The organism is Tenacibaculum piscium (genome assembly GCF_021390715.1).
Taxonomy (GTDB): Bacteria; Bacteroidota; Bacteroidia; order Flavobacteriales; family Flavobacteriaceae; genus Polaribacter; species Polaribacter piscius.
Genome location: NZ_JAJGWT010000005.1, coordinates 61,645 through 86,268, shown reverse-complemented (window position 1 = coordinate 86,268; position 24,624 = coordinate 61,645). Strand labels below are relative to the sequence as shown.

At 31.2% G+C, this 24,624-nt stretch carries 23 protein-coding genes; 12 read left to right on the top strand and 11 right to left on the bottom strand.

Annotated features, from left to right (window positions below; translation table 11 throughout):
- Positions 1-3: 3 nt before the first annotated feature.
- Positions 4-2,223, bottom strand: a complete 2,220-nt coding sequence (locus tag L0U77_RS06720) for a RelA/SpoT family protein (protein ID WP_101917417.1) — start codon at positions 2,221-2,223, stop codon at positions 4-6.
- A gap of 157 nt (positions 2,224-2,380) precedes the next feature.
- Between L0U77_RS06720 and L0U77_RS06715 the strand changes: the two genes are divergently transcribed.
- The 4 genes from L0U77_RS06715 (at position 2,381) to rplI (ending at position 4,957) form a co-directional block, all read left to right on the top strand.
- Entirely contained in the window at positions 2,381-3,763 is a 1,383-nt protein-coding gene (locus L0U77_RS06715) for a hypothetical protein (protein ID WP_233900918.1), read from the top strand.
- 81 nt (positions 3,764-3,844) lie between these two features.
- Positions 3,845-4,186: a 30S ribosomal protein S6 gene (gene rpsF, locus L0U77_RS06710; RefSeq protein WP_233885204.1), complete on the top strand. Its 342-nt coding sequence runs from the start codon at positions 3,845-3,847 to the stop codon at positions 4,184-4,186.
- A 3-nt stretch (positions 4,187-4,189) separates the two neighbouring features.
- Complete coding sequence (gene rpsR, locus L0U77_RS06705; protein ID WP_233885205.1) at positions 4,190-4,492, top strand: 30S ribosomal protein S18; 303 nt, start codon at positions 4,190-4,192, stop codon at positions 4,490-4,492.
- Positions 4,493-4,507: 15 nt separating this feature from the next.
- A complete protein-coding gene (gene rplI / locus L0U77_RS06700; protein ID WP_233900917.1) occupies positions 4,508-4,957 on the top strand; it encodes a 50S ribosomal protein L9 in 450 nt (149 codons plus the stop codon).
- Between the two features lie 151 nt (positions 4,958-5,108).
- Here the strand turns inward: rplI and lysA are convergent, their stop codons facing one another.
- The 5 genes from lysA to L0U77_RS06675 all read right to left on the bottom strand — a co-directional run bounded on the left by lysA (position 5,109) and on the right by L0U77_RS06675 (position 9,409).
- The gene (lysA, locus tag L0U77_RS06695) at positions 5,109-6,317 is read right to left on the bottom strand and encodes a diaminopimelate decarboxylase (protein ID WP_233900916.1); all 1,209 of its coding nucleotides are present in this window, start codon (positions 6,315-6,317) and stop codon (positions 5,109-5,111) included.
- Between the two features lie 121 nt (positions 6,318-6,438).
- On the bottom strand, positions 6,439-7,173 hold the full coding sequence (lptB, locus tag L0U77_RS06690; RefSeq protein WP_101917410.1) for an LPS export ABC transporter ATP-binding protein: 735 nt from the start codon (positions 7,171-7,173) through the stop codon (positions 6,439-6,441).
- Between the two features lie 77 nt (positions 7,174-7,250).
- On the bottom strand, positions 7,251-7,604 hold the full coding sequence (locus tag L0U77_RS06685) for a carboxymuconolactone decarboxylase family protein (RefSeq protein ID WP_101917408.1): 354 nt from the start codon (positions 7,602-7,604) through the stop codon (positions 7,251-7,253).
- On the bottom strand, positions 7,579-8,400 hold the full coding sequence (tatC, locus tag L0U77_RS06680) for a twin-arginine translocase subunit TatC (protein ID WP_233885212.1): 822 nt from the start codon (positions 8,398-8,400) through the stop codon (positions 7,579-7,581). Before tatC ends, L0U77_RS06685 begins: the two co-directional genes overlap by 26 nt.
- Before the next feature lies 1 nt (position 8,401).
- On the bottom strand, positions 8,402-9,409 hold the full coding sequence (locus tag L0U77_RS06675) for a KpsF/GutQ family sugar-phosphate isomerase (protein ID WP_193700151.1): 1,008 nt from the start codon (positions 9,407-9,409) through the stop codon (positions 8,402-8,404).
- 144 nt (positions 9,410-9,553) lie between these two features.
- Here L0U77_RS06675 and L0U77_RS06670 point away from each other — a divergent pair, with 144 nt between their 5' ends.
- Positions 9,554-11,752, top strand: coding sequence for an ATP-dependent DNA helicase RecQ (locus L0U77_RS06670; protein WP_233897275.1), 2,199 nt, complete (start codon positions 9,554-9,556; stop codon positions 11,750-11,752).
- Between the two features lie 96 nt (positions 11,753-11,848).
- On the opposite strand, the gene L0U77_RS06665 is transcribed toward L0U77_RS06670, so the two are convergent.
- The 4 genes from L0U77_RS06665 to porX form a co-directional block, all read right to left on the bottom strand.
- Positions 11,849-12,220, bottom strand: a complete 372-nt coding sequence (locus tag L0U77_RS06665; RefSeq protein ID WP_233897276.1) for a DUF4258 domain-containing protein — start codon at positions 12,218-12,220, stop codon at positions 11,849-11,851.
- A 39-nt stretch (positions 12,221-12,259) separates the two neighbouring features.
- Positions 12,260-13,456 carry an alanine dehydrogenase gene (locus tag L0U77_RS06660; RefSeq protein WP_233885219.1) on the bottom strand — a complete coding sequence of 399 codons (1,197 nt, stop codon included), beginning with the start codon at positions 13,454-13,456 and terminating at the stop codon, positions 12,260-12,262.
- Positions 13,457-13,513: 57 nt separating this feature from the next.
- Positions 13,514-13,930, bottom strand: coding sequence for a tRNA (adenosine(37)-N6)-threonylcarbamoyltransferase complex ATPase subunit type 1 TsaE (gene tsaE / locus L0U77_RS06655; protein WP_101917398.1), 417 nt, complete (start codon positions 13,928-13,930; stop codon positions 13,514-13,516).
- 196 nt (positions 13,931-14,126) lie between these two features.
- Positions 14,127-15,716 (bottom strand): T9SS response regulator signal transducer PorX, encoded by a 1,590-nt coding sequence (porX, locus tag L0U77_RS06650; protein ID WP_233897278.1) that lies wholly within the window; start codon positions 15,714-15,716, stop codon positions 14,127-14,129.
- Positions 15,717-15,891: 175 nt separating this feature from the next.
- Between porX and L0U77_RS06645 the strand changes: the two genes are divergently transcribed.
- The 7 genes from L0U77_RS06645 to sucD all read left to right on the top strand — a co-directional run bounded on the left by L0U77_RS06645 (position 15,892) and on the right by sucD (position 23,046).
- Positions 15,892-17,205, top strand: a complete 1,314-nt coding sequence (locus tag L0U77_RS06645; protein ID WP_233897279.1) for an HD domain-containing protein — start codon at positions 15,892-15,894, stop codon at positions 17,203-17,205.
- Positions 17,206-17,266: 61 nt separating this feature from the next.
- Positions 17,267-18,307 carry a UDP-3-O-(3-hydroxymyristoyl)glucosamine N-acyltransferase gene (lpxD, locus tag L0U77_RS06640; protein ID WP_101917392.1) on the top strand — a complete coding sequence of 347 codons (1,041 nt, stop codon included), beginning with the start codon at positions 17,267-17,269 and terminating at the stop codon, positions 18,305-18,307.
- Positions 18,300-19,688 (top strand): bifunctional UDP-3-O-[3-hydroxymyristoyl] N-acetylglucosamine deacetylase/3-hydroxyacyl-ACP dehydratase, encoded by a 1,389-nt coding sequence (locus tag L0U77_RS06635; protein ID WP_233900915.1) that lies wholly within the window; start codon positions 18,300-18,302, stop codon positions 19,686-19,688. The genes lpxD and L0U77_RS06635 overlap by 8 nt, the downstream gene beginning before the upstream one ends.
- A gap of 6 nt (positions 19,689-19,694) precedes the next feature.
- Entirely contained in the window at positions 19,695-20,480 is a 786-nt protein-coding gene (lpxA, locus tag L0U77_RS06630) for an acyl-ACP--UDP-N-acetylglucosamine O-acyltransferase (RefSeq protein ID WP_101917389.1), read from the top strand.
- A 98-nt stretch (positions 20,481-20,578) separates the two neighbouring features.
- A complete protein-coding gene (efp, locus tag L0U77_RS06625) occupies positions 20,579-21,145 on the top strand; it encodes an elongation factor P (protein ID WP_233898946.1) in 567 nt (188 codons plus the stop codon).
- 38 nt (positions 21,146-21,183) lie between these two features.
- Positions 21,184-22,110 (top strand): UDP-3-O-(3-hydroxymyristoyl)glucosamine N-acyltransferase, encoded by a 927-nt coding sequence (locus tag L0U77_RS06620; RefSeq protein WP_233898947.1) that lies wholly within the window; start codon positions 21,184-21,186, stop codon positions 22,108-22,110.
- Between the two features lie 63 nt (positions 22,111-22,173).
- Positions 22,174-23,046 carry a succinate--CoA ligase subunit alpha gene (gene sucD / locus L0U77_RS06615; RefSeq protein WP_101917385.1) on the top strand — a complete coding sequence of 291 codons (873 nt, stop codon included), beginning with the start codon at positions 22,174-22,176 and terminating at the stop codon, positions 23,044-23,046.
- A gap of 58 nt (positions 23,047-23,104) precedes the next feature.
- On the opposite strand, the gene L0U77_RS06610 is transcribed toward sucD, so the two are convergent.
- Positions 23,105-24,466 (bottom strand): DNA recombination protein RmuC, encoded by a 1,362-nt coding sequence (locus L0U77_RS06610; protein WP_233897280.1) that lies wholly within the window; start codon positions 24,464-24,466, stop codon positions 23,105-23,107.
- Between the last annotated feature and the right edge of the window lie 158 nt (positions 24,467-24,624).

Here is a 24,624-nt window from a genome sequence, read left to right as displayed (position 1 = left end):
AGCTTACAATGTGTTTACACGTTCTATTTTTTGTATTCCGTCTATTTTTTTTAATTCAAAAATTATTTTGTTTAATTGGACTTTATTTTTAACACTTAACGAGAGTGTACCATCAAATATTCCGTGAGCTCCAGAGAAATTAATACTATGTATAAACACGTCCGTACTATTTGAGATAATACGTGTTATATTATTAATAATTCCATTATTATCAATTCCAGATAGGTTTAAAATTGCGGTAAAATCTTGTTTTGTAGAATCAATCCATTTGGCGGGCATAATTCTATATGCGTAATTAGATTGTAATGAAATAGCGTTCGGACAATTATTTTTATGTATTTTAATACCTTCATTAATTGTAGTGAAAGCAAAAACTTTATCACCAGGAATAGGCGTACAGCATTTGGCAAAGCTATAATCGAGTGTTTGTTCTTCTTTTCCAAAAACGAGTGCATCATATTTATGAGTAACTTCTTCTTTTTCTGAGATGTCATTATTAGAAGAATTTCTACGGAAAGTATTTTTGATAAATCCCATAATAAGTCCACTTCTTTGGGCAACAAATTCTTTTAATTGTTTGTTGTCGATAGCACCGTTACCGATTCTAAAAAACAAATCGAAGCTTGTTTTTAACCCAAAATAGTTGGCGAGTTCATTAATTATTTTTTCACCAGAACCTAATTTTAAATGGCGTAATTTTCGAAATAAGATGGCTTTTCCTTCTTCGGCGATAATTTTTTCTTCGGCTTTTAAGGCTGATTTTATTTTGGTACGTGCTCTTGCGGTTATCACAAAATCGAGCCAACGGACATTTGGTTTATTGTTGGCGGCTGTTTGTACTTCGACTTGATCACCGCTACGTAATGTGTGGCTCAGGGGAACTAATTTTCCGTTTACTTTAGCGCCACGGCATTTTAAACCGACATCGGTATGTACAGAAAAGGCAAAATCTAAGGCGGTTGCTCTTTTTGGTAATGATTTTAAATCTCCCTTTGGGGTAAAAACATATATTTCTTTGGCGTATAAATTAAGTTTGAAATCTTCTACAAAATCCACGGCATTTATGGTTTGATTCTCTAGTGTTTCTTTCAAACGATTTAGCCATCCGTCAAGTCCATTTTCTTGAATTTCTCCTTGTTTATATTTAAAGTGAGCGGCGTATCCTTTTTCGGCAATTTCGTCCATTCTTTCAGAGCGAACTTGTACTTCGACCCATTTGGCTTCTGGTCCCATAACGGTAATATGTAAGGCTTCATAGCCTGTTGTTTTGGGTTGTGAAATCCAATCACGTAAACGGGCGGGATTTGGTTTGAAAAAGTCAGTAACGATAGAATATATTTTCCAAGCATCAAATTTTTCATCATCAGAAGTTGGTTCATAAATTATTCGAATGGCAAATTTATCGTATACTTCATCAAAGGTTACATTTTGTTTTTGCATTTTTCTTCTGATAGAGAAAATTGATTTAAAACGTCCTTTAATTTGATAGGTAAAACCTTCTTTATCTAAAGCTTCTTTTAAGACTCCAGTAAAGTTATCGATATATTTTTGTTGTTCTTCTTTGCTATCTTTTATCTTGATTAAGATATCATTATAAACTTCTGGTTCGGTGTATTTTAAGCCTAAGTCTTCTAGTGCTGTTTTGATGTTAAACAATCCTAAACGATGGGCTAGAGGAGCATAAATATACAAGGTTTCGGAAGCGATTTTTACCTGTTTGTAGCCAGGCATTGCGTCCATGGTTTGCATATTGTGTAGGCGATCTGCGATTTTTATCAGAATAACTCGTACATCATCGTTTAATGTAAGAAGCATTTTTCTAAAATTTTCTGCCTGAATAGAATGGTCTTGTTCTTTTTTTAGGTTTGATATTTTGGTGAGTCCGCTAACAATTCTGGCGATATTTTCACCGAATAAACGTTCCATATCCTCTACGGTATATGGCGTATCTTCTACCACATCGTGTAGTAAAGCGGCGGCAATAGAGGTGGCTCCTAAACCAATTTCATCAGCTACAATTTTAGCAACTGCTATGGGATGAAAAATATAAGGTTCGCCTGTTTTTCTACGTTGATCAGAATGTGCTTCAACGGCTATTTCAAAAGCTTTACGTATCAGTTTTTTATCCTCTTCCGATAATGTTTGATACGTTCCTTTTAGTAAATTTTTATATCTGTGGGCTATTTCTTTATTTTCTTCTTCTATCGTTGCATTATAACTCATACGCTTAAATATTTGCTTATTTTTTATTTGCTATGTTTCATAATAAAAATAGGCTAAAGAATTTTATTGAGCAAGTTTTTATAACAAATGTTTAGCATCAATTTAATAATGAAAAAAAAAGGCTATTTTTACAATAAAAGCTAAAGAAATTTAAAATATGGAAACTATTGATGGTTTTGAACTGGAAATGTTAATTGAAAATCAATATCGAATTTCAAATAAAATAATAAATCTGGACTCAATCCTTGATATTAGATATTCAGATTCAAATATAATTGGTTTTATTAATTGTCATTTTTTTGGTTCAAGTATTCAGTTTGTAAATTTTAAGTCAAAAAATGATGAAGCTTCTAAAATATTTTTTACTGATTGTATTTTTAATAATGATTCATTAGAATTTATTTGTTGCGAGAAACTTGATTCTGTTACTTTTATGGGAGAAACTAAGATTAAAAATTATTTAAGCTTTGATGGTTGTAATTTATATCTTCTATACTTTGAAAAAAAGTGTAAAATTGAAACTTTAAATATTCATAGATCTGAAATTATTAAAAAATTTACTATCAATAAAAGTACTATTACAAAATTATCAATTAATAATACCGATTTTAAAGGTAAAGTAGAAATTTTAGATTCAACTTTTAATAGCGCTAGTATTTCAAATTTAACATGTGCTAATGTTTTTAATTTTAATAAAAATGAAATAAAAAATAATTTAGATATTACAAATGTTACTTTCCAAAAATTTAATTTTTATGAAAATAAATTTTCAGAGGAAGAAGAAAACTGTCAAATGAAATTTTTAGACAATACTTTTGAAGGGAAAAGTTATTTATCAAATTGGAAAGCTTTGAATACTGATTTAATTATTCAAAATTGTGATTTTAAGAAATCCACTCGATTTAATAATTCTATTTTTAAATCTTTAAAGCTAGAAGAAACCACTTTTAATGATATTTGTTCTTTTCAAGATACGAAATTTAAGAATGTTATTATTGATAGAACAAGTTTCGATAAAACTGCCTATTTTGATGATATTTTAATTTCAGATATCGAAAATTGTGATAGAAAAACATTAAGGAATATTAAACATGAACTTCAACGGAGTAATAATAAAATCGATTTAGATAAATTTAAAGCACATGAAATTAATGCTTACAGAAAAGAACTTATAAAAGATAAAAGGTTTTGGTTTAATGATAAAGATGCTTTTATTCTTCATGTTGGATATTGGTTTTCTAAAAATGGAACAAATTGGTTTAGGGCATTAGGTAGGTCAATATTTGGCAGTCTTCCTTTTTATGCTCTTTTCTTTTGGGCAAGTGTTGGTGATTTCGGCTTTGGGAATTTTGATTTTTCTGAGCTATGTTTTTTTATGGATGGGTTTACAAAATTTTTAATCCCTACAAATATTTATAATCCTTTAATAGATAAAACGTTTGTAATAGGTTGGTCTTGGTTTCCTTTTATTTTGGGTAAAATATTTTTATCAATAGGTATTTATGAAATTATAGTTTCATTTAGAAAATTTAAATCTTAAGTTTTTATTAATAAGAGTCTGTTGAATTAATTAAAAACACTATCTTTGCAAACTTATACATAAAATTTAAACAATTTAATTATGAATCATTACGAAACTGTTTTCATTTTGAATCCCGTTTTATCTGAAACTCAGATAAAGGAGACAGTAAAGAAGTTTGAGGACTATTTGCTTTCTAAAGGTGCAGAAATGATTTCTAAAGAAGATTGGGGCTTAAAAAAATTAGCGTATCCAATTGAAAAGAAAAAAAGTGGATTTTACCACTTACTAGACTACAAAGTAGCAGGAGATGCAATCGCAGCTTTTGAATTAGAATTCAGAAGAGACGATAGCGTTATGCGTTATTTAACCGTAAGGTTAGATAAACATGCTGAAGCGTGGGCTGAAAAGAGAAGAGAACGTGTTAAATCTGCAAAAAAGTAAGCAATGGCGTCAACAACTATAGATCAACAAGCAAAAGGAAACAAGCAAGGTGAAGTACGTTACTTAACGCCGCTTGATATTGAAACAAAAAAAGAAGCAAAATACTGTCGTTTTAAAAAGAACGGTTTTAAATACATCGATTATAAAGATGCTAGCTTCTTAATGTATTTAGTAAACGAGCAAGGTAAAATTTTACCAAGACGTTTAACAGGAACATCATTAAAGTATCAACGTAAAGTGGCTCAAGCTATCAAGAGATCTCGTCACTTAGCATTAATGCCATACGTTGGTGATTTGTTAAAATAATAAAGAAGTAGAAACATGGAATTGATACTAAAACAAGACGTAGAAAATTTAGGTTTTAAAGACGATGTTGTAACTGTTAAGAATGGTTATGGTCGTAATAGCCTAATTCCTAAAGGATATGCAACATTAGCTACTTCATCAGCTAAAAAAGTATTAGCTGAAAACTTAAAGCAACGTGCTTTTAAAGAAGCTAAATTAGTAGAAGAAGCTACTGCGGTTGCTGAAGCTGTTAAAGGATACGAACTAAAAATTACTTCTAAAGTAGGTTCTGGTGATAAATTATTTGGTTCAGTAAACAACATTAATGTTGCTGAAGCATTAGCTAAAGCTGGTACTGTTATTGATAAGAAATTTATCAAGGTTACAGGAGGTAGTGTAAAAAGATTAGGTAAATATAACGCTGCTGTACGTTTACACAGAGCTGTTGTTGCTGATATCGTATTTGAGGTTGTTGCTGAAAAGTAAGAATTTTAAATTAAACTATATAAAAATCCTACTCATTTATTTGAGTAGGATTTTTTTTGCATATATTATATCATAAAAATGGAAACATGTAGGGGCAGACCTGTGTGTCTGCCCCTATATATTGTCTGCTCTAATGTGTGTCGTCTATATTCTAATCAATTTTAATATTTTCTTGATTTCTAAGAATATCGTCGATAGTTTCTCTTTTTCTAATTAAGTAATCTTTTCCTTTGTAAATCATTACTTCGGCAGGCTTATATCTTGAATTATAATTCGATGCCATAGAATAACAATACGCACCTGCATTGCTAAAACATAAAATATCTTCTTCGGATATTTCATTAATTCTTCTGTTAGAACCAAATGTATCGGTTTCACAAATATAGCCGACAATGCTATAAAAACGAGCTCTTCCTTTTGGGTTTGATAAATTTTCAATATGATGATATGAATTATAAAGCATCGGACGAATTAAATGATTCATTCCGCTATCAATACCAGCAAAAACAGTAGATGTTGTTTGTTTGATAACATTTACTTTGGCTAAAAAATAACCAGATTCACTGACTAAAAATTTTCCAGGTTCAAACATTAATGTAATATTTTTCCCATATTCTTTACAGAATTTATTAAATCTATCGGATAATTTAGCACCTAATTCAACAATATCTGTAGAAATATCATCAGATTTATAAGGAACTTTGAAACCACTTCCGAAGTCAATAAAATCAATATTTTTAAACTGTTTTGCAACATCAAATAAAATATCTGAAGCACGTATAAAAGTATCAATATCTAAAATATCAGAACCTGTGTGCATGTGAATTCCATTAATTCGCATTCCTGTATTTTCAACAACTCTTTTTATATGGGGTACTTGATGAATTGAAATTCCAAATTTAGAGTCAATATGTCCTACAGAAATATTGCTATTTCCGCCCGCCATAATATGCGGATTGATACGAATACAAACAGGTGTTTTAGGGTGTTTCTGTCCAAATAATTCTAGTATTGATAAATTATCAATATTAATTTGAATACCTAGTTTTGCAACTTCTTCAATTTCGTGTAATGATACACCGTTTGGTGTATAAATAATATCTTTTGGATTAAATCCAGCAAGTAAACCAAGTTTCACTTCTTGAATAGAAACGGTATCTAAGCCACTATTTAGTGTTTTAAAAACTTTTAAAATATTGATGTTAGACAATGCTTTTACGGCATAATTTATTTTTAAGTTCTTAACTTTAGAAAAAGCAGTGGTCATATTTTTATACTGCTCAATTATTTTTTCAGTATCATATACATAAAGTGGCGAACCGTACTTGTTTGCTAAATCTAATAATGCTTCTCTATTCATTGTACTTGTATTATTTTATGGATGTTTATACAAGGCAAATGTAGCAAAGGAGTTTTCTTGAAAAAATTAATTATAAAAAATAGACAAATTGGTTTTTTTTGTGATTTTTGATTAAATTCTTTTAAAATTTCTTCTTTTTAAGTTCAAAATCTTTTCCTAAATACACACGACGTACGGTTTCATCTTCGGCTAATTCCTCGGGAGTTCCTTCTTTTAAAATCCCTCCGTTGTACATTAAATAGGTTCTATCGGTAATAGCGAGTGTTGCTTGTACATCGTGATCGGTAATTAAAATTCCAATATTTTTGGTTTTTAACTTCGCAACAATTCCTTGAATATCTTCCACAGCAATTGGATCGACTCCAGCAAAAGGTTCATCTAATAAAATAAATTTAGGATCGGAGGCAAGGCAACGTGCAATTTCTGTTCTACGGCGTTCTCCTCCAGAGAGTAAATCACCCCGATTTTTACGAACGTGTCCTAAACTAAATTCATCAATTAATTCTTCTAAACGTTGTTTTCTTTCCGATTTATTTCGGTCAGTAAATTCCAAAACCGCCATGATATTATCTTCTACCGATAATTTTCTAAAAACAGAGGCTTCTTGTGCTAAATAGCCAATTCCTTTTTGAGCACGTTTATACATGGCATCTTCTGTAATTTCCTCATCATCTAAAAAAATACGACCATCGTTGGGTTTTATCATGCCGACAATCATATAAAAAGAAGTTGTTTTTCCAGCACCGTTAGGACCAAGAAGTCCGATAATTTCACCTTGTTCTACTTCTAAGGAAATTCCTTTTACAACTTTTCGTTTACCGTATAGTTTTTGTATGTTATCTGCTCTTAATTTCATTTTATGGGTAATCAATTGATAATTTTTGGCATTATTTATAGAGCATAAAACGCTATAAATAATGCTAAAAATTGGAATTATAGTTCTTTATTTTCTTCTAAAGCTTCCCAAAATTCTACGGCTTTACGCAAATGCGGGATTAAAATAGTACCACCAACAAGCGTTGCAATACTCATTGTTTCCATCATTTCTTCTTTGGTCACGCCATTTTTATAGGCTGTTTCTAAGTGATATGCGATACAATCATCGCAACGTAAAACCGCTGAGGCTACTAAACCAAGTAATTCTTTTGTTTTTTCAGGAAGATGTCCTTCTTTAAAAGCGTTGGTATCTAAATTAAAAATTCGTTTGATTATTTTATTATCACTTGCTAAAATTTTATCATTCATTTTAGCTCGATAGTCGTTAAACTCTTGGACTTTTTGAGACATTTTTCTGTTCTTTTTTTAAGATAAATTTTGATACATAGATACTTACTTCATAAAGTATCATAATCGGTACGGAAACAATTATTTGACTCGCAATATCTGGCGGTGTTATTATTGCTGATAATACCAAAACTACAACGAGCGCATGTTTACGATATTTTCGTAAAAATTCAGGAGTTATCAATCCTACTTTTGTTAGGAAATAAATAATAACAGGCAATTCAAAAAACACAGCAACTCCTATTAATGTATTGGTTATTAAGCTGATATAAGCTTCTAGTTTAAAATTATTTTCAATAGCACTCGATATTTCAAAATTGTAAAAGAAATATACCGACATTGGTAAAATAACGTAATAACTAAATAAGATTCCTAAGAAAAATAATAAAGAAGCGATAAAAATAAATCCTTTTGATTTTTTTATTTCTGAACTGTGTAAACCAGGGGCTACAAAACGCCAAAACTCCCATAATATATACGGAAATGAAACTACAAAACCTAAAATTAAAGACGACCAAATCCCTGTCATTAATTGTTGCGTAGGATTTAATGCCTGTAATGTTTGTTTAAAACTGATAGTACAAAAATTGCTATCAATACCGATGCTTGTAAATACCTTACAGAAAAATTGATATGTTGTAAAATCGGGTTTTAAATGGGCTAATAAAATTTCATTAAAAACGAAATTTATATTTGCGAAAATAAGAATTGCAACAATAAAAATTGAAGCAAAAGCTCTTACTAAATGCCATCTTAATTCCTCAAGATGGTCTAAAAACGACATTTCTTTTTCAGCCATATTAAAAGATACCTTCTTTAATCAAATCATGTAAGTGTACGACACCAACATAATTATCGTTATTATTATTACTATTTATTGTGTTTTTAGCTGAATTATCGGCAGTTACTAAAATTTGCGTAATGCTATTGTTTTCCAAAGCTTCCAAAGCTTCGACTGCCATGGCATTTACGTTGATTGTTTTAGGGTTTTTACTCATAATATCATTGGCGGTTAGTTCATCAATTTTAGTTGTTTTACTAAGCATTCTACGGATATCGCCATCGGTAATAATTCCAATTAATTGGTCATTATCATCAACAACAGCAGTTACGCCAAGTCTTTTTTCTGATATTTCAATAATTACTTTGGTAATTTTATCCGAAGCAAATACTTTGGGTACTTGATTGTTTTTTATCAAATCGGAAACTCGTAAATAGAGTCGTTTTCCTAAAGCACCTCCTGGATGATATTTAGCGAAATCGCTACTGGTAAATCCTCGAAGTTTTAACAAACAAACTGCTAAAGCATCACCTAAAACTAATTGTGCTGTCGTACTTGAGGTTGGTGCTAAATTGTTAGGACAAGCTTCTTTTGTTACAAAAGAATTTAGTGAAAAATCAGCATTTTTTGCTAAAAAAGATTCAGGATTTCCTGTAATCGCAATTAATTTATTGTTTGATTTTTGAATCAAAGGAACTAATACTTTAATTTCTGGCGTATTTCCACTTTTTGATAAACAAATAACAACATCGTCTTTTTGTACACTTCCTAAATCGCCATGAATGGCATCGGCAGCGTGCATAAAAAGAGAAGGTGTCCCTGTCGAATTAAAAGTAGCGACCATTTTACTAGCAATGTTGGCACTTTTACCAATTCCAGTAACCACAACACGACCTTTTGAATTGAATATAAAATTTACAGCATCAATAAACGAACTATCTAATAAATTTGCTAAATTAGCGATAGCATTACTTTCTAAAAGTATGGTTTCTTTTGCTGTTGAGAGAATTGCATTTGCGTCTTTCAAGTTAAAAAAGTTTTAAGTAATTTTTAAAATGTAAAAATAGGAATATTTAAGAAGAAAACTTTTTAATAAAAATAAAATTTACATTAGTTTGTATAAAGTTTTTTTGTAAATTGGTTTATGTTTTTAATTTTTTGATATTAGAGGATGAATATAGAGGAATCGGAGTTATACGGATCATTAAAGAAGATTTTTGGTTTTAACCAATTTAAAGGTCTGCAAGAATCAGTTGTAAAAAGTATATTAAATAACGAAAATACATTTGTAATAATGCCCACTGGAGGTGGGAAATCACTTTGCTATCAGTTGCCAGCATTGATGAAAGAAGGTACGGCAATTGTAGTATCACCCTTAATAGCCTTGATGAAAAATCAAGTAGATGCTATTCGAGGAATTTCGGAACAACACGGAATTGCACACGTGTTAAATTCTTCTTTAAATAAATCGGAGATAGCTCAGGTAAAAGCAGATATTGAATCAGGAATTACAAAATTATTATATGTAGCGCCCGAATCGTTAGTAAAAGAAGAATATGCTACTTTTTTAAGAGGACAAAATATTTCCTTCGTAGCTATTGATGAAGCACATTGTATCTCCGAATGGGGACACGATTTTAGACCAGAATACAGAAATTTACGCAACATTATTAAACAAATCGATAATGTGCCAATTATTGGTTTAACCGCTACAGCTACTGAAAAAGTACAAGAAGATATTTTGAAAACCTTAGGAATGAGCGATGCAAATGTTTTTAAAGCATCTTTTAACAGACCTAATTTGTTTTATGAAGTACGTCCAAAAACGAAAGATATTGAAAAAGATATTATCCGTTTTATTAAAAAACGACTTGGAAAAACAGGAATTATATACTGTTTAAGTCGTAAAAAAGTAGAAGAAATCGCACAAGTTTTACAAGTAAATGGGATTAATGCACTTCCGTATCACGCAGGATTAGACGCCAAAAAAAGAGCCAGACATCAAGATATGTTTTTGATGGAAGATTGTGATGTAATCGTAGCAACAATCGCTTTTGGAATGGGAATTGATAAACCTGATGTTCGGTATGTAATTCATCATGATATTCCAAAAAGTTTAGAAAGTTATTATCAAGAAACAGGAAGAGCTGGACGTGATGGCGGTGAAGGCTATTGTTTAACTTTTTATTCTTATAAAGATATTGAGAAGTTGGAGAAATTCATGGCGAACAAACCTGTTGCCGAACAGGAAGTCGGACATGCGCTTTTACAAGAAGTTGTTGGATATGCCGAAACTTCGATGAATAGACGTAAATATATTCTTCATTATTTTGGAGAAGAATTTGATGAAATAAACGGAGAAGGAGCCATGTTAGATGATAATATGAGAACTCCAAAGAAACAACACGAAGCCAAAGAGGAAGTGAAAACATTGTTATCGATTATTAGAGATACCAATGAAATGTATAAGCCTAAAGAAATCGTGAATACGATTATTGGTGCTGAAAATGCTTTGTTGAAATCACATAAAACGACGGCACAACCTTTTTTCGGAATCGGAAAAGAGAAAGACAATCATTATTGGATGGCGTTAATTCGTCAAGTATTAGTGGTCGATTTAATCAAAAAAGAAATTGAACAATACGGTGTTTTAAAATTAACAGAAAAAGGAAAACAGTTTATTGAAAATCCGAAGTCATTTATGATGACCGAAAATCATGTATATGCCACAGATGATGCGGGAATTATTATTGCAACTAGCAAATCTATCGGAAATAGTATTGATACAAAGCTGGTTAGCATGCTTAAAGATTTACGTAAAAGTGTAGGGAAACGCTTAGGTGTACCTCCATTTGCTGTCTTTCAAGATCCTTCTTTAGATGATATGGCATTGAAATATCCAATGAATTTAGAAGAATTATCGAAAGTTCATGGGGTTGGAGAAGGGAAATCTAGAAAATTTGGAAAAGATTTTGTAAAGCTTATCACAAGTTATGTCGCTGAAAATGATATTATGCGTCCTGATGATTTAATTGTGAAAAGTACGGGCGTAAATTCGGGTTTAAAATTATTTATCATTCAAAATACCGATAGAAAATTACCACTAGAAGATATTTCAAAATCGAAAGGATTGGCAATGCACGAGCTGATTAAAGAAATGGAAGCCATTGTATTTTCAGGAACAAAATTAAATATCGATTACGCTGTTGAAGATTTATTAGATGAAGATCAGCAAGAGGAGATTCATGATTATTTTATGGAATCTGATACTGATAAAATTCAAGATGCTTTAGATGAATTTGATGGCGATTATGATGAAGATGAATTACGTTTAATGCGTATTAAATTCACTAGCGAAATCGCAAATTAAAAATTTATTTCAATCTGATGATTTAAGAGCATAAAAAAACGCAAGATTTTTAAAGTCTTGCGTTTTTTATAATTTTGATATTGATTCAAATCTAAATTAGCGTATTATTATTTCATCAATAGTACTTGTCGAATCACATCGAATTACATATAAATCAATATTTTTTAGACTGTCTTTTCCTGTGATAAAATATTCAGGACAATGTTCTAAACGAGGTTTACTTTTCCCAAAATTAACATTCCCATTTTTTAAAATAGTCGCAATTGTTATTGAATCGATATGCGAAGTTTTTAACACTTGTTTTGCTGTATCAGAAAATAAACGCTTTCTAATTCGGATTGTTTTTAAGGTACGAGCATCCATTCCGTAATCAAAAGAAACATCTTTTCCTTTCCAAATAAATAATACGACTAAAGAACCAAAAATTAATCCAATAGAATAATAACCAAAACGTTTTAATAATTGCATAGTGAAATTTTGTAACGGCAAAAGTAAGCAAAAAAGCGCTTATAAAATGAATAAATTAATATCTCTATAGGGTAAATCGAACCAATCTGCTACGGTTCTGTTTGTTAAAATTCCATGATAGATATACATACTATTTCGCAAACTTTTATGGTAGCGAGCGGTATTTTCAAAGCCACCTTCTTCAGCAATATTTAATAAATACGGCATAAAAATATTACTAATAGAAACCGATGCGGTACGGGCATATCTCGAAGGAATATTAGGTACACAATAATGGATTACGCCATGTTTTGTAAAAGTTGGTTTACTGTGTGTGGTTATTTTTGAGGTTTCAAAACATCCGCCACGGTCAATACTGACATCGACAATAACAGCACCGTCTTTCATTTGTTCGACCATACTTTCTGTGGCAACGATAGGCGAGCGGTCTTTTCCTCGGATAGCACTAATTACGACATCGCATCGCATTAAGGCTTTTTTTAAACTTTTTGGTTGAATCGTTGAGGTATAAATAGGCGATTGCACACTGTGTTGTAAATCCCTGAGTTTGCTGATAGAATTATCAAAAACTTTAACTCTTGCACCTAATCCAATTGCGGAACGAGCTGCAAATTCACCAACAGTACCTGCTCCTAAAATAACAACATTTGTAGGTGGAACACCACTAATATTTCCTAATAAGAGTCCGTTACCATTGTTGGAAGTAGTCATTAATTCCGAAGCAATATGTATCGATGCAATTCCTGCAATTTCACTTAATGATTTCAAAATAGGATGCAATCCTTGTTCGTCTTTCATATAATCAAAAGCAATGGCAGTGATTCGTTTTTGAGCAAGTGCTTCAAAATATTTTTTAGTACGTGTTTTTAATTGCAACGTAGAGATTAAAACCGCTTGCGGATGCAACATTTTAATTTCCTCTAAAGAAGGAGGTGCTACTTTTAAAACAATGGCACAGGCAAAGGCTTCTTTAATATCATAGGCGATTTTTGCACCCGCTTCAGAATATAAATGATCGCTATAATTAGCACCATCTCCAGCACCTGTTTCAATCACAACACGATGTCCTTGAGCCACTAAAGCTGTTACAGCGTCAGGGGTTAAACAAATTCGTTTTTCTTCAAAATGAGTTTCTTTAGGCAAGCCGATAAACAATTCGCCTTTTTGCTTTTTTATTTCAAGCATTTCAGGTTGTGGCATTAACTCATCCTTGGTAAAAGGTGATATAAGACTCATTTTAAGTATTTTTTAGTTAGTTTTATTAGTTTTTTTGTTGAATTAAAGAGTTTGTAGTTAATTTTCAGTGTTAAATTGAATATTTCGTTGTCCATTTTCTAAAAGAACAATTTTGATAGTAACTGCCTCTAAAGGTAGTAAATTTTTAACATTTTCTGGCCATTCAATTAAGCACCAATTATTGCTGTATAAATATTCTTCAATTCCCATATCGTATGCTTCTTCTTCGGATTCAATTCGATAAAAATCAAAATGATAAACAGGCGTATTATTTTGAGCTTCGTACTGATTTACCAACGAAAAAGTAGGCGAATGTGCGATATCAATAACGCCTAAAGTTTTACAAATTTCTTTGATTAAGGTTGTTTTTCCTACGCCCATATCTCCTTGAAAAAGCAGTACTTTGTGTGGTGCTTTTTCAAGGATGTTTTTGGCTATTTCTGGTAAATCGGTTAAAGAATAATTGATGTTCATAAAAAATATTGATAAAAAATATATAATTAATATAGATAGATAAAGGCAAAAATAGTAAACACTTAAATAGTATCTATTATTTAGAGCCTGTTTAAATTTTATTCCAAAAATTTTTGTAACGTCAAAATAGTATCATTTTTTGCCACTATTTTTTTTTCAGATGAAAATTAACGAAAATATTATCTAAATAATTAGTTTATTTAGGGGTATAGGTAACGCAGGGAATAATCATTTCTTCAAGTGAAATTCCGCCGTGTTGATAGGTATTTTTAAAATACTTCACAAAATGATTATAATTGTTCGGATAGGCAAAAAATAAATCTTCTTTAGCGAAAATAAACGGACTATTAATAGCAATACTTGGTAAAAAAATATCTTTAGGATTTTTAACTGCAAAGACATCTTTTTCTTGATAACTTAAACTTCGTCCTGTTTTATACCGCAAATTAGCACTGATGTTTTTATCACCAATAACTTTGGTCGGATTTTTAACGTTAATCGTACCGTGATCGGTGGTTATAATTAGTTTTTGTCCTAATTTTTGCGCTTTTTGAATAATTTCAAACAACGGAGAGTTTTTAAACCAACTAACTGTTAAAGAACGATATGCTTTATCATCACCAGCGAGTTCTTTAATCACTTCCATTTCTGTTTTGGCATGCGATATCATATCAACAAAATTATAGACAACAACGGTTAAATCATTTTGTTTGGTACCGTTGTAATTATCGGCGAGTTCTTTTCCGCTTTTAAGCGACACAATTTTATAATATTGATGCTTAATCTTTAAGCCTAATCTTTTAATTTGAGCGTTTAAAAAATCGGGTTCGTATAAATTTTTTCCGCCTTCATCGGTGTCATTTTTCCATAAATTGCGATGTTTTTGTTCCATTTCTAAAGGCATCAATCCTGAAAAAATAGCATTTCGAGCATATTGCGTAGCGGTGGGCAAAATACTATAATACGTATTTTCGTGTTCTTTTTTGTAATATCTGTTGATAAAAGGTTCTAAAACTCGATATTGATCGTAGCGAAGATTATCAATAACGACTAATAAAACGCCTTTTTTATTATCTTTATTACTTTTTTCTTCCTGCTTTTCATTCTCTTTTTTAGGAAGTTGCGGTACTACGAAATCTTTAAATAATGTGTGAGAAAACGTAGGATTGTTATATCCTGTAAGCGATTCTTGGTAATTTTTTTTGATAAATTTAAAAAACTGTGCGTTGGCTTCTGCTTTTTGAGATTCTAGAATTGCCAACATTCCTGTATCGTTAATATTTTCGAGTTCTAATTCCCAATGCACTAATTTTTTATAGAAATCACTCCATTCTTCGTAGGAATTAACCATGGCTAAATCCATAGAAATTTTGCGAAATTCTTGCTGATAATTAGACGTTGTTTTTTTGGAAATTAAATGTGTGTGTTCTAAGCTTTTTTTCAAGCTCAATAATATTTGATTCGGATTGACAGGTTTTATTAAATAATCGGCAATTTTAGAACCGATTGCTTCTTCCATAATATATTCTTCTTCACTTTTGGTAATCATCACCACAGGAAGATTGGCATTTTTTTGTTTAATCAATGAAAGTGTTTCTAAACCCGTTATTCCTGGCATATTTTCATCTAAAAAAACAATATCAAAATTTTGTTCATTCACTAAATCAATAGCATCTGCACCGTTGGTTGCTGTGGTTACGCTATAATTTTTTTTCTCTAAAAATAAAATATGAGGTTTTAATAAATCAATTTCGTCATCAACCCAAAGTATTTGTATGTTGCTCATAAATATCTTTTTTTATTTTTATAATTGCTGATTTTTGTTTTTATCTTAAAAATAACGCTTAAAAATGGAATTGTTGTATCTGAAAAAGCTAAAAATACGTTAATAAAGCTTTTGTTAATTTGGTTTTGTAGATTAATTATGATTATTTTGTAGAAACTCAAGCATTTCTATTATTTTGAACAAGCAAAAATCAAACAAGTTAAAGATTATAAATGATCCTATTTACGGATTTATAAGCATTCCGAATTCTTTAATTTTTGATATTATTGAGCATCGTTATTTTCAACGATTGCGAAGAGTCTCACAAATGGGATTGTCGAATATGGTGTATCCAGGAGCGAATCATACGCGTTTTCATCACGCAATTGGTTGCATGTATTTGATGCAAAAAGCGGTGCGGGTTTTAAGAAATAAAGATATTGCTATTTCTGATAAAGAAGCAAATGCGTTGTATATCGCCATTTTATTGCACGATATTGGACACGGTGCTTTTTCACACGCCTTAGAACATAGTATTGTCAGCGGGATTTCTCATGAGGAAATATCCTTGAAATTTATGAACGCTTTAAATGAAGAATTTGATGGGAAATTAAGTCTTGCCATCGAAATTTTTGAAGGTAAACATCCTCGGAAATTTTTATATCAATTAATTTCAAGTCAAGTAGATATTGATCGGTTAGATTATCTGAAAAGAGATAGTTTTTATACAGGAGTTACCGAAGGAAATATTTCTTCCGACCGCTTAATTACCATGATGAATGTCGTAAATGATGAATTAGTTATCGAACAAAAAGGTATTTATTCGGTGGAACAATTCATTATTGCAAGACGCTTTATGTATTGGCAAGTGTATTTGCATAAAACCTGTTTGGTTGCCGAAAATACGCTGGTAAATGTCCTGAAAAGAGCCAAGGAATTAGCTGAAAAAGGTATAGAAATTCCTGCGAGTAGGGCGTTACATTATTTTTTATACCATAAAATATCCGAAGAAAATTTTTCAAAAGAAACCTTGCCTATTTTTGCGGAATTAGACGATTATGACGTAATGACTGCCATAAAAGAATGGGTACATCATTCCGATTTTGTACTTTCGTCTTTGGCAAAAATGATTATCCATCGAAAATTATTGAAAATTGAAATTCAAGACACGCCTTTTAAAGAAAAATATATACAAAAAATTCAAGAAAAAGTAGTGTCAAAAGTTGAATCGAAATTTTTAAAACTAAAAAATACACAAGAAAATACACAAGAAAACATAAAACAAAATATAGCACAAAACATAGAAGAAAATAAAAAAGCAATAACAACCTATTTTGTTTTCTCAAAAAAAATAACACATCTGGCGTATAATACCGAAATCCCCATAAAAATATACACCAAAAAAAGAAAATTAAAGGATATCGAAAAAGCGTCAAATCAACTAAATTTGAAAGCATTATCGAAACCCGTACTTAAATATTACCTGTGTTATCCTAAAAAAATAATTTAGTTTAATTGATAAACAACGCTAATAAGAAGTAATTAAACAAAAAATATTACTTTTGCATTCAATGAAATTTACAGCAGAACAAATCGCAGGCATTTTAGAAGGGGAAGTCGTAGGGAATCCTGAAATAACGGTTTCCAAACTCTCTAAAATTGAAGAAGGCTCACAAGGGTCTTTAAGTTTTTTATCGAATTCGAAATATAATTCCTATATATATGACACAAAAGCATCCGTAGTTATTGTTAATAAAAGCTTTGAACCTTTAAAAGAAATTCAAGCAACCTTAATAAAAGTTACCGATGCCTATCAATCTTTTACCAAATTATTAGCATTCTATAATGAAGTAAAAAATAATAAACAAGGACGTGAAAATCCGCACTTTATTCATGAATCTGCTATTATTGGCGATCAAGAATATATCGGTGCATACGCGTATATCGGTGAAAATGTCAATATTGGTGAAAATGTTAAAATTTATCCAAATTGCTATATTGGTGATAATACTGAAATTGGTGATAATACCACCATTTTTGCAGGTGTAAAAATATATTCTGAAACGATAATCGGTCAAAATTGTACGATTCACTCAGGTTGTGTTATCGGTTCTGATGGATTCGGTTTTGCACCCACAGAAACAGGAGAGTACAAAACAATACCGCAAATAGGAAATGTAATTATTGAAGATTATGTAGATATCGGCTCTAATTCAACGATTGATAGAGCAACGCTAGGAGCAACAATTATCAGAAAAGGCGTAAAGCTCGATAATCAAATACAAATTGCACATAATGTGGAAATCGGTAAAAATACCGTAATCGCTTCGCAAACAGGCGTTGCTGGTTCTACTAAAATTGGCGAAAATTGCATGATTGGTGGACAAGTAGGAATTGTAGGGCATATTACCATTGGTAATAATGTACGCATACAGGCACAATCGGGTATCGGAAAAAGCATCAAAAATAACGATGTCGTACAAGGAACACCCGCTTTTGCATATAATGATTACAATAAATCATACGTTTACTTTAAAAATTTACCAAAATTAGCATCAAAAATAGATAAAATAGAAAAAGAGTTAAATGCTCAAAAAATAAAAAATGAGTAAGCAACAAAAAACAATACAGAACGAAATTACATTAACTGGTGTAGGATTGCATACAGGAAATGAAGTAACAATGGTTTTAAAACCTGCACCCGTAAATCATGGATACGCCTTTGTTAGGGTAGATTTAGAAGGTTCGCCAAAAATTCAAGCGAAAGCAGAATACGTAACCAATACCCAGAGAGGTACAAATTTTGAGTATAAAGACGTGCAAATTCAAACTTCAGAACACGTTTTAGCTGCCGCTGTCGGTTTGGAAGTAGATAACCTAATTATCGAATTGAACGCTTCAGAACCTCCAATTATGGACGGCTCTTCAAAATATTTTGTGAAAGCACTCGAAGAAGCAGGAATTGTTACCCAAGATGCCGAAATCGTAGAATACGAGGTTAAAGAAATTATCAGCTATAAAGACGAAGAAACAGGAAGTGAAATTATTTTAATGCCTGCCGATGAGTATCAAGTAACTACTATGGTAGATTTTGGTACGCAAGTTTTAGGAACACAAAATGCAACCTTAAATACAATCTCCGATTTTAAAGAAGAAATATCTGAAGCAAGAACCTTTAGTTTCTTACACGAAATTGAGATGTTACTCGATAATAATTTAATTAAAGGGGGCGATTTGAATAACGCAATCGTATATGTTGATAAAGAATTATCAGCAAATACCACTGAAAAATTAAAAAAAGCCTTTAATAAAGAAGAAATAAAAATACAATCTAACGGAATTTTAAATAACTTAGAATTACACTGGAAAAATGAAGCTGCACGTCATAAATTATTAGACGTTATAGGAGATTTAGCCTTAGTTGGTATCCGTATAAAAGGAAAAATTATCGCCAATAAACCTGGACATCTGATAAATACCATGTTTGCTAAAAAATTAGCGAAAATTATCAAATTAGAAAGACGAAACAATGTTCCTCAATATGATTTGAATAAACCACCATTGATGGATATTCATAAAATAATGGAAATCTTACCACACAGACCACCATTTTTATTGATTGATCGTATTTTAGAATTATCTGATACGCATGTTGTAGGAATGAAAAATGTAACCATGAATGAACCTTTTTTTACGGGTCATTTCCCTGGAGCACCTGTAATGCCTGGCGTTTTACAAGTAGAAGCCATGGCACAATGTGGAGGCGTTTTAGTCTTAAATACCGTACCAGATCCTGAAAATTATTTAACGTATTTTATGAAAATGGATAACGTTAAATTTAAACAAAAAGTGCTTCCTGGCGATACATTAACTTTTAAATGTGATTTGATAACGCCTATTAGAAGAGGAATCTGTCATATGAAAGCATACGGATATGCAAATAACAAAGTGGTTGTAGAGGCCGAATTAATGGCACAAATAGCAAAAAAATAAAACTTTATGAATCAACCACTGGCATACGTACATCCACAAGCAAAAATTGCTAGAAATGTAGTCATCGAACCTTTTACAACCATACATTCTAATGTTGAAATCGGTTCAGGAACTTGGATAGGTTCTAATGTTACTATCATGGAAGGAGCGCGTATAGGTAAAAATTGTAGAATTTTTCCAGGTGCTGTAATATCGGCAATACCACAAGATTTAAAATTTGATGACGAAGAAACAACCGTTGTTATTGGTGATAATGTAACTATCAGAGAATGTGTTACCATCAATCGAGGGACTTCCGATAGAATGAAAACAGTTATTGGAGATAATTGTTTAATAATGGCATATTGTCATATTGCTCACGATTGCTTGGTGGGAGATAATTGTATTTTTTCTAATAATACCACCTTAGCAGGACATGTAACTGTCGGAGATAATGTCGTATTAGCAGGAATGGTAGCAGTACATCAATTCGCATCGATAGGAAGCCACGCTTTTGTAACAGGAGGTTCTTTAGTTCGTAAAGATGTGCCACCTTATGTAAAAGCAGCACGTGAACCTTTATCATATGTAGGAATAAATTCCGTAGGACTGCGTAGAAGAGGATATTCCATCGAAAAAATTAGAGAAATTCAAGATATCTTTAGAATATTATTTCAACAAAACTATAATAATTCACAAGCAATTGATATTATTGAAGCTGAAATGGAAGCAACCTCTGAACGTGATGAAATTATTCAATTTATAAAAGATTCGCATCGTGGAATTATGAAAGGATATTTTAAATCAAATTAAAATCAATCATAGTACGCTTAAAAATAATCAAAACTAATTAAAAAAGTTTATACGCCTGTTAAAAGGCTGTAAACTTTATATCAAATATAATAAATACAATGGCTACAACATCAGATATTAAAAACGGATTATGTATGAGATACAACAACGATATTTATAAAGTTGTTGAATTTTTACATGTAAAACCAGGAAAAGGACCTGCTTTTGTAAGAACAAAATTAAAAAGTGTAACCAATGGGAAAGTCGTTGATAACACCTTTCCTTCAGGAAGAAAAATTGATGATGTAAGAGTTGAAACACATAAATTTCAATATTTATATAAAGAAGGTGAAACGTTTCACTTTATGAATCAAGAAGATTATTCTCAAATTACCTTAGAAAAAAGTGCTTTAGATGCACCTGAATTAATGAAAGAAGGTGAAGTCGTTACGATTATTATCAATTCTGAAGATGAAATGCCATTATCTGTGGATATGCCTGCAAGTGTAATTCTAGAGGTTACTCATACCGAACCTGGTGTAAAAGGAAATACGGCGACAAATGCTACAAAACCAGCAACGGTTGAATCTGGAGCTATTGTAAATGTACCACTTTTTATCAACGAAGGTGATAAAATTAAAGTCGAAACGACTAAAGGAACGTATCAAGAACGTGTTAAAGAATAAATATATTCTCGTTTTTACGGGAATCTCTTTTTAGAATAATGAAATTTAAAAAACCACAAACATTAGCTCAAATAGCCTCTTTATTAAAGGTGGAATTTGTAGGCGATAAAAACTTTCTTATAAAGGGAATTAATGAAATTCATGTTGTAGCGGAAGGAGATATTGTTTTTGTCGATCATCCAAAATATTATGAAAAAGCATTAAATTCGAAGGCAACGACTATTTTAATCAATAAAAAAGTGGATTGTCCCGTTGGAAAAACATTATTAATTTCTGAGGATCCTTTTGCTGATTTTAATAAATTAACGATTCATTTTAATCCGTTTATAGCATCTAAAGAAAGTATTTCTGAAACTGCAATAATAGGAAAAGGAACTATTATTCAACCAAATGTTTTTATTGGAGATGATGTAATTATTGGGGAAAATTGTATTATTCATCCGAATGTAACGATTTATAGTAATTCGATTATTGGTGATAATGTTATCATTCACGCTAATACGGTTTTAGGAGCGGATGCTTTTTATTATAAAAATAGACCTGAAGGATTTGACCAATTAATCTCTGGTGGACGTGTTATTTTAGAAGATAATGTAACTCTAGGTGCTTCTTGTACGATTGATAAAGGCGTAACAGGTGATACCACGATTGGTGCAGGAACAAAAATTGACAATCAAGTACATGTTGGACATGATACGATTATTGGTAAAAAATGTTTAATTGCTTCGCAAACAGGTATTGCAGGTTGTGTTATTATTGAGGATGAGGTTACTATTTGGGGACAAGTCGGTACTAATAGTGGTATTACTATCGGTAAAAAAGCGATAATCCTTGGGCAAACAGGCGTTACAAAATCTGTGGCAGGAGGAAAAACCTATTTTGGAACTCCAATTTCAGAATCTAGAGAAAAGTTAAAAGAAATGGCTGGAATAAAACGTTTCTTAAAAGAACAAAAAAACAACTAAAAATTTTTCACAAATCAATATCAAACGATTACTTTTGTGAAGCACAAATAAAAATAAAAATCCATGAGTGTTTTAGTAAATAAAGATTCAAAAATTATTGTACAAGGTTTTACTGGTAGCGAAGGAACTTTCCACGCTGGTCAAATGATTGATTACGGAACAAACGTAGTTGGAGGAGTTACTCCAGGTAAAGGTGGTCAAGAGCACTTAGGAAAACCAGTTTTTAATACGGTTGATCAAGCTGTACAAAAAGTAGGAGCAGATACTTCTATTATTTTTGTGCCACCAGCATTTGCTGCGGACGCTATTATGGAAGCTGCAGAAGCAGGAATTAAAGTAATCATTTGTATTACTGAAGGAATTCCTACAGCTGATATGGTAAAAGTAAAATCGTATATCGACCAATTAGACTGTACTTTAGTAGGACCTAACTGTCCAGGGGTAATTACTCCAGATGAAGCAAAAGTTGGTATTATGCCAGGTTTTATCTTCAAAAAAGGAAAAGTTGGTATCGTTTCTAAATCAGGAACTTTAACCTATGAAGCAGCTGACCAAGTTGTAAAACAAGGATACGGAATTACAACAGCTATCGGTATTGGTGGAGATCCAATTATTGGAACTACTACTAAAGAAGCCGTTGAATTATTAATGAATGACGACGAAACAGAAGCAATCGTAATGATTGGTGAAATCGGAGGTAATTTAGAAGCAGAAGCTGCACGTTGGATTAAAGCGGACGGAAATCGTAAACCAGTTATTGGTTTTATCGCAGGACAAACAGCACCAGCAGGTAGAACAATGGGACATGCAGGAGCAATTGTAGGTGGCGACGATGATACAGCACAAGCTAAAATGAAAATCTTAGCAGAAAATGGTGTTCACGTTGTGGAATCTCCAGCTAAAATTGGTGAAATGGTAGCTAAAGTATTAGCATAATAATACAGTTATTTAAAATTTAAAAAAATCTACTAAATGAAAATTTAGTAGATTTTTTTTATTTCACTAAATTCAACGGAAGTTCTTTTTTATTTTTAACACCTAATTCTTTTAGTTTTGTGGTTTGTGTAACTAGGTTATCATTCCCTGTACTTAACTGTTTATAGGCATCATGATACGAATTTTGAGCATTATTTAAGTGTTTTCCAATTTTATCTAAATTATCAACAAAACCAACAAATTTATCGTATAATTTGGCACCTCTATCTGCAATTGCAATGGCATTTTTATTTTGATATTCACGTTTCCATAAATCAACAATTAACTTTAGAGAAGTAATAAGATTGGTCGGATTCATTAATAAAATTCGTTTATCGTATGCGTAATTCCAGAGATTAGCATCGGCTTGCATGGCGGCAATATAAGCAGGTTCGCTAGGAATAAACATCATTACAAAGTCTAAAGATTTATCATAATCATCATATCCTTTGGAGCTTAGGGCGATAATATGATTTTTAATTGCTGTTACATGCGATTGAATTTCTTTCTTTTGAGTTTCAATTTCATCGGAAGCGATATATCTTGTAAAAGCGTTTAAAGAAACTTTTGAATCAATAATAACATTTCTATTATCAGGATATTTGATAACAAAATCTGGGCGCATTTTTTTTCCTTCCACATCGGATTTTAAAGGATTTCCATCTTCATCTTCGAGTTGATGTTCTTTAAAATATTCTTCATTTTTACGCAATCCAGATTTTTCTAAAATATTTTCTAAAATCATTTCGCCCCAATTTCCTTGTGTTTTTGCTTCGCCTTTTAAGGCGTTAGTAAGGTTGATGGCATCTTGACTAATTTGGTCACTTTTATCGGCTAATTCTTTCACTTTTTCGCCCAAAGAAAACCGTTCTTTTGCTTCTTTATCGTAGACATCTTGAACTTTTTGTTTAAATTCTTTTATGTTTTCGCCTAAAGGATTTAACAATGCTTTTATTTTTGTTTCATTAAGTTCTGTAAAAGATTTGGTGTTATCTTTTAATATTTCGGAAGCAATATTTTTAAATTCCAAATTAAATTTTTCACTCATTTCTTTTATTTCTTCTTTTTGGGTGATTAATTTTTCTTCTAAAGCATTATTTTTAGCATTAGCCGTTGTAAGATTTTCAAAAAATGTATGATTCGTATTTTTTAAATTATTAATTTGATTGTCTAATTCTTGCTTCTTTTCTTCGTGTTTTTTCAATAAATCTTCTGAAGTTGCTTTGAGTATTGCATATTTTTTATCTAAAAGGATGAAATTCTCTAAACTTTCTTTTTTCTGTTCTTGTAAGGTGATGTTACTTTTCAAGCGACCGATAAACCAGCCAATAATACCGCCTAGAATAAGTCCAATACTTATGTAAATAATAATTTCTATCATTGTTTTTTAGTTTTTTTATTTTTCAACTTTTTTTGATTTTTATTTGTATTCTTTTTTTAATAAGTTCTTTTTTTTGTCATAGGTTTGAAAATCAGTGTTTTTAAGGAGTTTAAAAGTAGTAAAATAAGTAGGATAAAACCTAATTTATTTTGATAGTA

What these genes read in the sequence shown, in the direction of transcription:
- L0U77_RS06720 (WP_101917417.1), bottom strand. Translation starts at nt 2,223, where the DNA reads ATGAGTTATAATGCAACGATAGAAGAAGAAAATAAAGAAATAGCCCAC.
- L0U77_RS06715 (WP_233900918.1), top strand. Translation starts at nt 2,381, where the DNA reads ATGGAAACTATTGATGGTTTTGAACTGGAAATGTTAATTGAAAATCAA.
- rpsF (WP_233885204.1), top strand. Translation starts at nt 3,845, where the DNA reads ATGAATCATTACGAAACTGTTTTCATTTTGAATCCCGTTTTATCTGAA.
- rpsR (WP_233885205.1), top strand. Translation starts at nt 4,190, where the DNA reads ATGGCGTCAACAACTATAGATCAACAAGCAAAAGGAAACAAGCAAGGT.
- rplI (WP_233900917.1), top strand. Translation starts at nt 4,508, where the DNA reads ATGGAATTGATACTAAAACAAGACGTAGAAAATTTAGGTTTTAAAGAC.
- lysA (WP_233900916.1), bottom strand. Translation starts at nt 6,317, where the DNA reads ATGAATAGAGAAGCATTATTAGATTTAGCAAACAAGTACGGTTCGCCA.
- lptB (WP_101917410.1), bottom strand. Translation starts at nt 7,173, where the DNA reads ATGAAATTAAGAGCAGATAACATACAAAAACTATACGGTAAACGAAAA.
- L0U77_RS06685 (WP_101917408.1), bottom strand. Translation starts at nt 7,604, where the DNA reads ATGTCTCAAAAAGTCCAAGAGTTTAACGACTATCGAGCTAAAATGAAT.
- tatC (WP_233885212.1), bottom strand. Translation starts at nt 8,400, where the DNA reads ATGGCTGAAAAAGAAATGTCGTTTTTAGACCATCTTGAGGAATTAAGA.
- L0U77_RS06670 (WP_233897275.1), top strand. Translation starts at nt 9,554, where the DNA reads ATGAATATAGAGGAATCGGAGTTATACGGATCATTAAAGAAGATTTTT.
- L0U77_RS06665 (WP_233897276.1), bottom strand. Translation starts at nt 12,220, where the DNA reads ATGCAATTATTAAAACGTTTTGGTTATTATTCTATTGGATTAATTTTT.
- L0U77_RS06660 (WP_233885219.1), bottom strand. Translation starts at nt 13,456, where the DNA reads ATGAGTCTTATATCACCTTTTACCAAGGATGAGTTAATGCCACAACCT.
- tsaE (WP_101917398.1), bottom strand. Translation starts at nt 13,930, where the DNA reads ATGAACATCAATTATTCTTTAACCGATTTACCAGAAATAGCCAAAAAC.
- porX (WP_233897278.1), bottom strand. Translation starts at nt 15,716, where the DNA reads ATGAGCAACATACAAATACTTTGGGTTGATGACGAAATTGATTTATTA.
- lpxD (WP_101917392.1), top strand. Translation starts at nt 17,267, where the DNA reads ATGAAATTTACAGCAGAACAAATCGCAGGCATTTTAGAAGGGGAAGTC.
- L0U77_RS06635 (WP_233900915.1), top strand. Translation starts at nt 18,300, where the DNA reads ATGAGTAAGCAACAAAAAACAATACAGAACGAAATTACATTAACTGGT.
- lpxA (WP_101917389.1), top strand. Translation starts at nt 19,695, where the DNA reads ATGAATCAACCACTGGCATACGTACATCCACAAGCAAAAATTGCTAGA.
- efp (WP_233898946.1), top strand. Translation starts at nt 20,579, where the DNA reads ATGGCTACAACATCAGATATTAAAAACGGATTATGTATGAGATACAAC.
- L0U77_RS06620 (WP_233898947.1), top strand. Translation starts at nt 21,184, where the DNA reads ATGAAATTTAAAAAACCACAAACATTAGCTCAAATAGCCTCTTTATTA.
- sucD (WP_101917385.1), top strand. Translation starts at nt 22,174, where the DNA reads ATGAGTGTTTTAGTAAATAAAGATTCAAAAATTATTGTACAAGGTTTT.
- L0U77_RS06610 (WP_233897280.1), bottom strand. Translation starts at nt 24,466, where the DNA reads ATGATAGAAATTATTATTTACATAAGTATTGGACTTATTCTAGGCGGT.